Genomic DNA, 12263 nt, shown 5'->3' with positions numbered 1-12263 from the left:
AAACGTTTCGGATACAAACCAAAACGTTTCGGATCTGTGATCGGCTTTAGAAATTTAGTGACTTCAGGCCGTCTGGCCTGGGGAGAATTCCGGCTGCCAGAGCACCTGCAGTTGCGCAAGATCGTCGCCGTTTATCAGCTGGCGTACCATATCGGCAATCTGTTTTCCGACACCCTGACGGGTGGACTGAATCACCGCCGCCACGTCGATATCCACGATGCTGTCCTGAGGCAAGCCATCGTAGACCACCAGCGATACCGCATTTTCGCCGGTTAAACGACCAAGCTGTGCCAGCGCCATTGCCGCGCCGTCGCCGTGGGTGTTGCAGTCGGTAATGATGGCCGTGGGGGGGTGCGGCAGAGAGAGTAGCTCTTTCGTAGTGGCATAACCGACCCGGCGAGAAGGCGGCATGGCGCGCAGCCACTCGCTGGAGAGCCCGGCTTCACGCAGCGCATCGAGATAGCCCTGACGGCGCTGAGTAATGAATGCCTGATTATTGCTCTCGCCGAGTAACGCAATGCGCTGATGGCCTTTTCCGATTAACCAGCGGGTGGCATGGTAGGTGCCCGCGTAGTTATCAAAATCAAACCAGGCGTACGGCTGCGGCAGCTGACTGCGTCCGAGAGCCAGGAAAGGGAAACCGGCAGCCTGCAACTGCTCCAGGCGCGGATCGTGATCCAGCGTGTGTGCCACAATCAGCGCATCCACGCGACGGCTTTGCACCATGCGCATATAGCTGTGTTTATCGGCCAGATCGTCATCGGCAATCAGCAGCAGATCGATTTCATGTCGCGCCAGTTCGTGGCTAATTTCGCCGACCATGTCCATAAATACGCTGTTATTGAGCGGAACAGGATGCACAGGGAAAACCAGCCCAACCGCGTCGATCTTGCCCATCTTCAGACGACGGGCAAAGGTATTGGGCCGATAGCCACGGCGTTGGGCTTCTGCTTCCACCCGGGCGCGCGTCTCGCAGGAGACGTCGTCATATCCGTTAAGCGCGCGGCTGACGGTGGTAACAGAGAGTCCGAGTTCTTTGGCGATGGCTTTCAGCGACATGCGTTTGCGTCTCTTCGTTAATTTTGTTCCGCGACCAGTAGCGCGTAGGTGTCTGGCTCCAGGGCCTTGAAAATATGCGGCTGATCGGCGGGATAGCAGATGTAATCCCCTGCCCCCAGCTCTTCTGCATCGTCGAGCAGGCCGACCAGTGCCCGACCCTGAGTCACGATAATATGCTCAATCGAACCCGGGGAATGGGGCTGGGAAATACGATCTGCACCTGGCTGGGTGATGAGAAGGTAGACGTCGCGTCGTGCGCCCGGGGGGCATGCCGCCAGTAAAATGGCTTCATAATTGGCCTGTCCGGCGACCACTTTTGTACCTTCACCGCGGCGGATCACCTGCGTGGTCGGCTGTTGCGGCTCCAGTAAGCGGGCGAAAGGAATATCCAGCGCCACGCAAAGCGACCACAGTGTCTCCAGACTGGGGTTGCCATTGCCGGACTCCAGCTGAGAAAGTGTGGATTTGGCGATGCCGGCACGGCGGGCAATTTCCGCCAGTGAAAGCCCGGTTCGCAGGCGTTCTCGCACTAGGCTTTTGGCGATCACGCTGATTGGCTGCGTCATAAACGGCCTCTTGTTCTATAAATCGAACGATTCGTTCATCTTGTAATACGAATCTGATCCGTTCATTATAATGGATACACGTTCGATATGGCTAAAATTGTATGAAACGTTCTCTCTCTTGCCTGAAAGGCGACACCATCAAAGCAATTATCCTTGTATGCCTCGCCGTTGGCGTGGTGGGGATGTCTTACGGCTCGCTGGCGATGGCCTACGGTTTTCCGCTGTGGGTACCGTTTGTGCTCTCTGTTACCGTGCTGGCGGGCGCCTCGGAGTTCATGTTTATCGGCATCGTGGCAAGTGGCGGTAACCCACTGGCCGCGGCCGCGGCCGGGCTGCTGGTGAACGCCCGCCATGTTCCGTTTGGTGTTACGGTGCGTGAGCTGGTGGGGAAACGCGGTCTGAGCTTCCTCGGCTGCCACATCATGAATGACGAAAGCGTGGTGTTTGGGCTGTCGCAAAAAACCCCCGAGCAGCGAAAAACAGCCTACTGGCTGTGCGGGTTAGGGGTGGCCATCATCTGGCCGCTGGGTACCCTGCTGGGCGCCATGGTCGGTAAATTGTTGCCGGATCCGGAAACCATCGGGCTGGACGCGGTGTTCCCGGCCATTTTGCTGGCCTTAGTGGTTCCGGCGTTTAAAAACCGCACCACGCTTATCCGCGCCTGTAGCGGTGCAGCCTTGTCGCTGGCCGCCGTGCCGTTCGCCCCGGTGGGCTTACCGGTGCTGTTGTCATTACTTGGGCTGGGTGCGAGGAAAAAATAATGGAAAACATGACGCTCTTTATTCTCGGCATCGCCATTCTGTCGGCAGGAACTTATCTGATGCGTCTCGGCGGCGCCAAACTCGGAAACCGGCTGGCGCTGTCAGAGCGCTCACAGGCGCTGCTCTCGGATGCGGCAACGGTGTTACTGTTTTCCGTGGCGCTGGCGACAACCTTCTATGAAGGGGAACACTTCGCCGGGATGGCGCGTGTGCTGGGCGTGGCGTTTGCCGTATTTCTGGCCTGGCGGAAAATGCCATTAATTGTGGTGATCGTGGCGGCGGCGGTCGTCACCGCGCTGCTACGTCTGGCGGGAATGGCGTAAAAAAGCCCGACAGCACGCGTCCGTCGGGCAAGGCGGCGTTTACTGCGCCGCGAGGGTAACGTAATTCACCGTCAGCATCTCTTCGAGCTCCGCCGTGTTGCCCGTCTTAAACGCGTTATCGTTAAGATAGGTGACCACAGAGAGGGTAACGGCCAGCTGTTTGCCCGCCACCTCGCTGCCGTTCACCGCGACAAGTGACATATCCGGCGGTAGCGCGACCTCCGCCGCGCCAGCGGTCACCTGCGCCGATCCGCGCGGCACGGCCGCCAGCTGCACGACACTATTATCCATGCGCGCCTCTTTCGCCGTAATTTTCAGCGCACCGTTGTTGCTAAAGCGATACGCTCTATTTCCCCGGGACGGGCCATCCACCTGCAGACGGATCTTGCGCACAGCCGGGCAGATCACCGACACCTGGATCTCACGTTCTGACGAGGCGTAACCCCGGTACGTTTTTCCGGCAATATCGGTACTGACCGCGCGCATCGTCTCCCGACGCAACAGACCATTGTTGATATTTTTTACTGACGAAACCACCTGACACTCTTCTTCTGCCAGGACGGAGGGAGCATGGCTGAGGGCGACGCAGGCCAGCAGCAGCAGACTCGTGCGATGAAAAATCAGAGACATTTTCCGTTTATCTCCTCGTAGAATTGAGTGGGATCCGCTTCCGGCAAGGTGAAACTCAGCGTGCAACGGCCAGTATCCTGCTTCGCATACAGCGTCTGGCTGGCGGAAATATCATTCAGGAAGATGATGCCGTCTTCCGGTGCAGAGGTGATGTACTCCCCTTTGCCATTCACCACAGAAACCCCTTTCGGTAACGGCGTACCGTCCGCACGCGTAATGTTCAGCAGCACGCGCCGCTGGCTCAGCGTTGAGAACTTCCAGTGTGCAAATGCCCCATGAGCGGCCTTCAGCGACGCATGGCCGTTGCTGATGTCCAGGTTGCCCGGCAGGCTTTGCGTATCTATTTCAACCGTGCTTTCACTGAACGGTGTCAGGGCGGGGACAACTGCTCTGCCCCATTTGTCCGTCCAGACGTTACCGCGCGGGGTACCTATCGCCACCCCGGCAACGGGCTTGTCCAGCGCCACTACCGCATAGGTATCTGTTACCGGATAAGGTGAGAAGGTGACGCCATCATCGTGCGCGACAATGCCTCCGCTCAGCGCGATCGAGGCGTTACTGTTGCTTTCATTGTCACCGCCAATCCCCACCGCCAGCGTGGTGTAGTGCAGGTTACTGTTCAGCGAACTGTCCCAGTTGGTTACGCTGTCATCGTGATCCTGAGAGACGCCCACCGTGTAGGTGTTGTCGTCGTTAAGTGAACCCATTGCACGGGTGCCGTAAGAGGCTTTGCCCTCGTTTTCGCGGTACCAGCTGTTGGTGGAAACGCCGGAGCGACCCAGAGGCACAGAGACGTTCACATAAAACATATCGCTGTCGCTGGTGCTCTTATCACCGTGGCTGATGTCTGATTCCCAGTTTACGCTGACGCTCAAATAGCGGAACGACCGGGACCATGACGAAATGATACGACGGCTATCGTATTCGCTGTTCCAGGTCTGGTTGTTGTAGTAGCTCAGGGAGAAACGGCCCAGCGTCGTGTTCGACCAGCTCATACCAACGCTGGTGTCGTATTTGGTGGTCGAGTAATCATCGTCGTCGCTGTACAGCTCCTGCATTTCGCGGTACTTCGGCGTACCGTAGCTCCCACCCAGCGACAGGCCGAGCCCCCACGGTAATGAATAACCGAGATCCAGCGTGGTTTTATTGCCATCAGTTTGTGAAAGGTTATCAATCGAGCCGAGAAAACCCAGCGAGGCATACATATGCTGCATCGGCACGGTGTCAATGTTGGCTGAAAAACCGTAGTAGTGGTTATCTGCCATCACCATGCCGGCGAGAAAGTTCATCCGGTTGTTGATGGACCAACCGTTTGACGCGGCGACAATCCAGGGCTGCGTAAAGTTTGTCTCCATATCCTCCGCACGCCCGACGGCCAGTGAAAATCCCGGCGCGCGGCCAACATGGTTGCTACGGAAGGTGCTGGCGGCAACCGTAAAATGGCTTTCGCTGCCGTCGGTTTCCGTCACCGTGACGTTTAAATCCGTGTTCAGATTTGCAACAGGTACATCGCTTAAGGTGAACGGCCCGGCGGGCACCAGCGTGGAGAAGATCAGCTGTCCGCCCTGGCGAATATCCACACGCGCCTGGGCGTTGCGGGCAATACCGCTAACCTCAATACCGCTGCTATAACCCGGCAGGAGAGCGTTATCCGGCATCATCTGTACGCCATAAATCCCGGGGATACTGAAGCGGCTGTTGGCGATGTTAATTTGCCCCCCCTGCACCATCACGCCGTAGTCGGTAAAGGTACGCTGTGCGTAGGTGTATAGCGATTCGCTCCCGAACGCCATGCCGCTGCCGTCGCTGATAAACTGCGAACTGCGCACAATCCAGTCGCCTGCGTTAAAACCAAACTCAAACGAAGACTGGAAGCGATCGGATTTATCATCATCAAAGTCGTAATGGGTGCCAAACATGGAGTAGTTCAGCATAGCCGCGCGTCCGCCACGGACATCAGCCACCTGGCGACCGCTTTCCGGGTTAATGGCCTCTGGCGGAACAACCAGTGAAATTTCCTCTACGTCCGGTGAAGTGACCACCGTCGCGTTTTTCCAGTACTGATGAATGAAGGGGCAGGTCCCACGCTTGAGCTTTTTATATAACCCGGCCGCGTCCAGGAATTCGCCATCAATACAAGGAAGACCTTCATCATTAAATTTCACGGGCATAATGCCGCGCTTTTTGCCGTTAATAAGCACGGTAACATTATGATAGCCAGGCATAAATCGCGGGGCGACGGCATAATAGTCAGCAATTGCCGGGTCAAGGCCATTCTCTTTTAACACATCGGTGTCGAATAACGCTCTTGCCAGCTCCATAGTGGGTGCTGCAGTGGGAAGAATTTCTGCGCGAATGCCGAACGCCACCGAGCTCAGGCAAAAGACCAGCACACCTGTTTTACAGGAGGACATTATCATGACCACTCCATCTGATATTATTATTGTAATTCGGCAACGTAAGAACTGGCTTTATAGCCAAAGCGGGTAGCAGGGTATATCTCCACCTTGTTATTCAGTCCAGAGAGCTTATTTTCTGGCGTCGCTATCATCGTCTGGCCGGGAAGAATATAGCTTTTTTCAAATTTCACCTGAGTTTCGGAGGGTAATAATTTTGCTTTTTGTTCCATACGCACCACATAAGGCGTATCGTTTAACACCGTCAGGTTGCCGTTTTTAATCTGCCAGCGTAGCCCTTTCCAGGGTTCCATATTCACGTCGAGCCCTGCCGGGCGAATAATGACGGGCAGATTCTGGCTGAACACCATTTTGACTTTATTTTGCTCGCGTTGCGGAATAGTGGAAAAAATGACGCGTTTTAGGTGTTCTGTTTTTAATTTTTCCGCGCTGTCTTTTAAGACAAAGCGAACACGCTGCGTTTTACCGGCATTTACACGTACCACCGGTTGAGTGACAATAACACCGGGTGTAGGATCGTCCGGTAAATCGATAATGCGGGTATAGAGAAGCTGGGCGTTATCGTCGCTATTTTTCACATCCATGCTCGCGCCTCGTTCGTCTTCGTTAATTAACAGCAGGGAAGTATCGGGCACCATACCGGCGGCAAACGTCTGCAACGACGAGAAAAGGCAAACGCAGAGCAGCGTTTTTTTAGAAATAATCATAATATTAGTCCGTTAATATTGATGGGCACTGCTCCCCTAATCTGAGGAGCAGTGAATTATCAGCTGTGTGATAATTAAAGATAAACCAGCTCAATGTTGGTTAAACCGTCCAGTGTCAATTCATCCGTAACATTTAAATCATTGGTTGGGTTAATAGTGGCACTCACAGCAACTTTAAAGTTGATCTTGCTTTCTGGAGAAGGTATGCCATTCGCTGTATCTAAAGTAAAGGCATATATTTCAGAATTGTCGCTGTTAATTTGCATGTAGTCGGTGCCTTTAACAAGCCAGGTTTCCCCACCATCTATACTCAACAATGGATAAAGTGAGTCACCATTGCCGTTAGTGTTTGCACCCTGATTGCGGAATAACGCTAGTGTATAGGCACCAATTTTTTTATCGTTATACATTCCCAGACCAAACATATTAAATGGTGAACCCGAAAAACCATTACCCATTTTGACACTTTCTGTTGGGGATGAGTCGTCACGCGCATCGGTAAATTTCACCGCAACACGTGTGGCTTCTTCACAATTAATGGTAACGGGAATTTCTTTCAAATCCGCCAGCGGAGTCATGCTGGTCGAGTTGAGCGAGGCCACTTTCATGGTACCGAAGTCAGCAATACCGCCGCCGCTTGGAAAGGAAGGGGTACAGGAAGAGGGAAGGATCTTACCGGTTACTTTAATATCAATGCTTTGTGCAGCCATAGCTGTATTAACCGACATCGCTAACACTGTGGCCAGCATTCCTTTTTTGATAAGCGCGTTCATTCAATTTCCTTATTAAGGTGATAGACAAAACAAAGCCAAATATCGACATTTGACCGAAGAAAGAGAAAACCAATATTTGTACGAAAAATACCAGCATTAATAATCCCTATCAATTGTCTAAATCATCTTTAGGATTTACACCTGAGGATTGCCTTAACAGTTCAGATGAATTATTTGAAATGTGAATATAAAAAGGCAGCAGTACGCTCAAGCGACTTAAAAGTATTTAAAAAAATAATGTTATCGCAAGACTGACCAGACACGTTATTTCAGAGAGTTATTTTACGACGAATGCTAAAACAGGGGGATGACAAAGAAAGGAGGCGCAGAGGTAAAGCCTTTACACGCGAGAAGAGGAATAGTTTTTTAATTACACCTGTCCCCGCTCCGAAGAGCAAGGGACAGTGGCAACACAGCTTATTTGGTCAGTTCTGCGGTCATGTGTACGCGGTTACCCGAGAACGCCTGGGTAATTTTGTAGGATGACGCGCCTGCTTCCTGAGCCTGAGCGGCAATTTTCGCTTCAGCACCATCCAGCGTAGAGGCAGAGGCGGTAACAGTTTGTGCAGCGAAAGAACCGAATGAAGCAGCCAGAGCGATTACAGCGACAAAAGTTTTGATGCTTTTCATGAGATAAACCCTTTCGTTAAGTTGTTTAGGTAAGGCACCGTGCCTTGATGAGATAAATACTAGACCTCATAACCCACAACTGAAAGCGGAAGGATTTGCTATTATCATTCAAAATTACTGATCAACCATTAATCGCTGCGGATGGGTATAAATTGTCGCCCTTCCCGGCTTGCAGAACCCCACCAGCGTCAGGTTGCAGCGCTCCGCCACCTCCACCGCCAGCGTGGTTGCAGCCGACACCGCAAACAGGATCTCCACTCCGCACATCGCAGACTTCTGTACCATTTCGTAGCTCGCGCGGCTGGAAACCAGCGCTGCGCCCTGCTGCCAGAGATCGCTTTCCCGCGCCCGACGGCCCATCAGTTTATCGAGTGCCACATGCCGCCCCACGTCTTCATGTCCCCCGGCGATGTCGCCTGATGGCAGAACCCATGCCGCTGCATGCGTACAACCGCTCAACTGACCGATGGGCTGCACGTCGTTGAGATGGGCAAGCGCGCGGTCGAGGTTGGCCAGATTGAAGGTCTGGGTAAAAGGTAGCGGCGCAACAGGTTTGCCGATATCGTTCAGTTGCTCAACGCCACAGACGCCGCACCCCGTTCGTCCGGCCAACGCGCGACGACGCTCCTTCAGCCCCATAAAACGACGACTGGAAAGTTCGATCTGCACTTCCAGACCATTGCAGGCCTGAACCACATCCATGCCATAAATGTCCTGCGGATGCGCAATGATGCCTTCCGAGAGCGAAAACCCGATGGCGAACAGTTCAAGGTCTTTAGGCGACGCCATCATTACAACGTGCGAGATGCCGTTGTACACCAGGGCGACAGGGACTTCTTCCGCCAGAAAATCAGGCGTGGCGTGGGTAATGTGAGGGGGTCGATGTACCGACAGCGCCACAATGCCTGTTGGCAGTGGCGACGAGTGGGTAGCACGGTTTTGTTTAGACACAACGGTTTTCCTGAACAACCACGAAGGTGAGCCTGCTATTGCAGCATAAACCACAGGCCTTACGCATAGTATGGATCAACTTTTCAGCACCCAACCGCATCAAGTTTACCTACTCATTCTGGAGAGGTGCAACCGGCACCATGCTACACCCCTGTAACATGCGGGGTTAATAGTGTGATTGATATCACACTTTATAATCAACACGGTGATAATACGTTCACTTTGTTTTAACGCCATTGGAACAGGCGTACCGACATTGTGGTATTCTGGTGATATCCCCCGGAGAAATGAGGGATTAACGCAAATTTTTCTCCTTTGCGGTCATTATTCAACCGCGAAGTCAAAACTACATATGTAAGCAATGTCGAAACAAGGAGTGACCCATGCAGGTCAGCAGAAGGCAGTTCTTTAAGATCTGCGCTGGCGGTATGGCAGGCACCACGGCAGCGGCACTGGGCTTTGCGCCCGGCGTAGCGCTGGCGGAAACGCGGCAGTATAAACTGCTGCGCACCCGTGAAACCCGTAATACCTGTACGTACTGCTCTGTCGGTTGCGGGCTGTTAATGTATAGCCTCGGCGACGGTGCTAAAAACGCCAAAGCGTCTATCTTCCACATCGAAGGCGACCCGGACCACCCGGTCAACCGCGGCGCGCTGTGCCCGAAAGGGGCCGGTCTGGTGGACTTTATCCACTCCGAAAGCCGCCTGAAATTCCCGGAATATCGCGCGCCAGGCTCCGATAAATGGCAGCAAATTAGCTGGGAAGAGGCATTTGACCGCATCGCTAAACTGATTAAAGAAGACCGCGATGCCAACTTTGTTGAGAAGAACGCCGACGGCGTCACGGTCAATCGCTGGCTCTCCACCGGGATGCTGTGTGCCTCTGCTTCCAGCAACGAAACCGGTTATTTAACCCAGAAATTTACGCGCGCACTCGGTATGCTCGCGGTCGACAACCAGGCGCGTGTCTGACACGGACCAACGGTAGCAAGTCTTGCTCCAACATTTGGTCGCGGTGCGATGACCAACCACTGGGTCGACATCAAGAACGCCAACCTCATTGTGGTGATGGGCGGTAACGCCGCTGAAGCGCACCCTGTCGGGTTCCGCTGGGCGATGGAAGCCAAAATCCACAACGGTGCGAAACTGATTGTGATCGATCCCCGCTTTACGCGTACGGCGTCAGTGGCGGATTTCTACACCCCTATTCGTTCAGGTACTGACATCACTTTCCTGTCAGGCGTATTGCTGTACCTGATGACCAACGAAAAATATAACCGCGAATACACCGAAGCCTATACCAACGCCAGCCTGATCGTGCGTGAGGATTACCACTTCGAAGATGGCCTGTTCAGCGGTTACGACGCCGAAAAACGCAAGTACGACAAAACCAGCTGGAACTACGAGCTGGACGAGAAAGGCTTTGCGAAGCGCGACACCACCCTGCAACACCCGCGCTGCGTATGGAACCTGCTGAAAGAGCACGTTTCCCGCTATACGCCGGACGTTGTTGAAAACATCTGTGGTACCCCAAAGGCTGACTTCCTGAAGGTCTGCGAGCTTATCGCCGAAACCAGCGCCAAAGACAAAACCGCGTCGTTCCTGTATGCCCTCGGCTGGACGCAACACTCCATTGGTGCGCAGAACATTCGTACCATGGCGATGGTGCAGCTGTTGCTCGGCAACATGGGGATGGCAGGCGGCGGCGTGAACGCCCTGCGCGGTCACTCCAACATTCAGGGTCTGACCGACCTTGGTCTGCTGTCTCAAAGCCTGCCGGGTTATATGAACCTGCCAAGCGAGAAACAACCGGACCTGCAAACCTACCTGACAGCCAGCACGCCTAAACCGCTACTCGAAGGCCAGGTGAACTACTGGGGCAACTATCCGAAGTTCTTCGTCTCGATGATGAAAGCCTTCTTCGGCGACAAAGCGACGGCAGAAAACAGCTGGGGCTTTGACTGGCTGCCGAAGTGGGACAAAGGTTACGACGTTCTGCAATATTTCGAGATGATGCATCAGGGCAAAGTGAACGGCTATCTGTGCCAGGGCTTCAACCCGGTGGCCTCGTTCCCGAACAAGAACAAGGTTGTTGAGTCGCTGTCGAAACTGAAGTTCCTGGTGACGATTGACCCGCTCAATACCGAGACCTCGACCTTCTGGCAGAACCATGGCGAATCGAACGACGTCGATCCGTCGAAGATTCAGACCGAAGTGTTCCGTCTGCCATCCACCTGCTTCGCGGAAGAGAACGGTTCTATCGTCAACTCCGGACGCTGGCTGCAGTGGCACTGGAAAGGTGCGGACGCCCCGGGCATCGCCATGAACGACGGCGAGATCCTGGCCGGTATCTTCTTACGCCTGCGTAAGATGTACGCGGCAGAAGGCGGTGCGAACCCGGAACCGGTTCTGAACATGACCTGGAACTACTCGACGCCAGAAAATCCAGCGCCTGAAGAAGTGGCGATGGAGAGCAACGGTAAGGCGCTGGCGGACGTTATCGACCCGGCCACCGGTACCGTGCTGGCGAAGAAAGGCGATCAGCTCAGCACCTTCGCGCACCTGCGTGATGACGGCACCACCTCAAGTGGCTGCTGGATCTTCGCCGGTAGCTGGACGCCGAAAGGCAACCAGATGGCCAACCGCGACAACGCTGACCCATCGGGCCTCGGCAATACGCTGGGCTGGGCATGGGCATGGCCGCTGAACCGTCGCATTCTCTATAACCGTGCGTCTGCAGACCCGCAGGGCAACCCGTGGGATCCGAAGCGTCAGCTGCTGAAATGGGACGGCGCAAAATGGGGCGGCGTGGATATTCCGGACTACAGTACTGCCGCACCAGGCAGCGACGTTGGGCCGTTTATCATGCAGCCTGAAGGGATGGGACGTCTGTTTGCTATCGACAAGATGGCGGAAGGGCCGTTCCCGGAACACTATGAGCCGTTTGAAACGCCGCTGGGCACTAACCCGCTGCACCCGAACGTGGTCTCTAACCCGGCTGCCCGTATCTTCAAGGGCGACTTTGAAGCGCTGGGTAAAAAGGACAAGTTCCCGTACGTGGGCACCACTTACCGTCTGACCGAACACTTCCACTACTGGACCAAGCACGCGCTGCTTAACGCCATCGCGCAGCCGGAACAGTTTGTGGAGATTGGCGAGAAGCTGGCGAACAAGCTCGGCATTGCCCATGGCGATACCGTGAAGGTCTCCTCCAACCGTGGCTATATCAAGGCCAAGGCGGTAGTGACCAAGCGTATTCGCACGCTGAACGTTCACGGTCAGCAGGTGGATACCATCGGTATTCCGATTCACTGGGGTTATGAGGGCGTGGCGAAGAAAGGGTTTATCGCTAACACCCTGACGCCATTCGTCGGTGATGCGAACACGCAGACGCCGGAGTTTAAGGCCTTCCTCGTGAATGTGGAAAAGGTGTAACGGAGACGACTT

Annotated in this window: 11 protein-coding genes; 3 read left to right on the top strand and 8 right to left on the bottom strand. The window is 54.3% G+C overall.

Annotated elements, in window-relative coordinates; translation table 11 throughout:
• Positions 1-63 precede the first annotated feature (63 nt).
• Together EKN38_RS20575 and EKN38_RS20570 are read right to left on the bottom strand one after the other, a co-directional pair.
• The gene (locus EKN38_RS20575; RefSeq protein WP_014833783.1) at positions 64-1059 is read right to left on the bottom strand and encodes a LacI family DNA-binding transcriptional regulator; all 996 of its coding nucleotides are present in this window, start codon (positions 1057-1059) and stop codon (positions 64-66) included.
• Positions 1060-1076: 17 nt separating this feature from the next.
• On the bottom strand, positions 1077-1625 hold the full coding sequence (locus EKN38_RS20570; RefSeq protein ID WP_014833784.1) for a helix-turn-helix domain-containing protein: 549 nt from the start codon (positions 1623-1625) through the stop codon (positions 1077-1079).
• Between the two features lie 101 nt (positions 1626-1726).
• Here EKN38_RS20570 and EKN38_RS20565 point away from each other — a divergent pair, with 101 nt between their 5' ends.
• Positions 1727-2386, top strand: coding sequence for an AzlC family ABC transporter permease (locus EKN38_RS20565; RefSeq protein ID WP_014833785.1), 660 nt, complete (start codon positions 1727-1729; stop codon positions 2384-2386).
• Positions 2386-2709, top strand: a complete 324-nt coding sequence (locus EKN38_RS20560; protein ID WP_014833786.1) for an AzlD domain-containing protein — start codon at positions 2386-2388, stop codon at positions 2707-2709. Before EKN38_RS20565 ends, EKN38_RS20560 begins: the two co-directional genes overlap by 1 nt.
• Before the next feature lie 39 nt (positions 2710-2748).
• Here EKN38_RS20560 and EKN38_RS20555 read toward each other — a convergent pair whose 3' ends face one another.
• From EKN38_RS20555 to fdhD, 6 genes are all read right to left on the bottom strand, one after another.
• Positions 2749-3339 carry a hypothetical protein gene (locus EKN38_RS20555; RefSeq protein ID WP_014833787.1) on the bottom strand — a complete coding sequence of 197 codons (591 nt, stop codon included), beginning with the start codon at positions 3337-3339 and terminating at the stop codon, positions 2749-2751.
• The gene (locus EKN38_RS20550; protein WP_043951721.1) at positions 3330-5759 is read right to left on the bottom strand and encodes a fimbrial biogenesis outer membrane usher protein; all 2430 of its coding nucleotides are present in this window, start codon (positions 5757-5759) and stop codon (positions 3330-3332) included. The genes EKN38_RS20555 and EKN38_RS20550 overlap by 10 nt, the downstream gene beginning before the upstream one ends.
• Positions 5760-5779: 20 nt before the next feature.
• Positions 5780-6463: a fimbria/pilus chaperone family protein gene (locus tag EKN38_RS20545; protein ID WP_014833789.1), complete on the bottom strand. Its 684-nt coding sequence runs from the start codon at positions 6461-6463 to the stop codon at positions 5780-5782.
• A gap of 74 nt (positions 6464-6537) precedes the next feature.
• Complete coding sequence (locus EKN38_RS20540) at positions 6538-7236, bottom strand: DUF1120 domain-containing protein (RefSeq protein ID WP_014833790.1); 699 nt, start codon at positions 7234-7236, stop codon at positions 6538-6540.
• 417 nt (positions 7237-7653) lie between these two features.
• Positions 7654-7866, bottom strand: coding sequence for a DUF1471 domain-containing protein (locus EKN38_RS20535; RefSeq protein ID WP_010436865.1), 213 nt, complete (start codon positions 7864-7866; stop codon positions 7654-7656).
• Positions 7867-7980: 114 nt separating this feature from the next.
• On the bottom strand, positions 7981-8817 hold the full coding sequence (fdhD, locus tag EKN38_RS20530) for a formate dehydrogenase accessory sulfurtransferase FdhD (RefSeq protein WP_014833791.1): 837 nt from the start codon (positions 8815-8817) through the stop codon (positions 7981-7983).
• A gap of 383 nt (positions 8818-9200) precedes the next feature.
• On the opposite strand from fdhD, the gene fdnG reads away from it, so the two are divergent.
• On the top strand, positions 9201-12251 hold the full coding sequence (gene fdnG, locus EKN38_RS20525) for a formate dehydrogenase-N subunit alpha (protein WP_118284020.1): 3051 nt from the start codon (positions 9201-9203) through the stop codon (positions 12249-12251).
• Positions 12252-12263: the final 12 nt, after the last annotated feature.

This window comes from Enterobacter sp. WCHEn045836 (assembly GCF_003965585.1).
Taxonomy (GTDB): domain Bacteria; phylum Pseudomonadota; class Gammaproteobacteria; order Enterobacterales; family Enterobacteriaceae; genus Enterobacter; species Enterobacter dissolvens.
The sequence above is the reverse complement of the archived record's forward strand: the minus strand, read 5'-3'. Positions and strand labels throughout refer to the sequence as shown.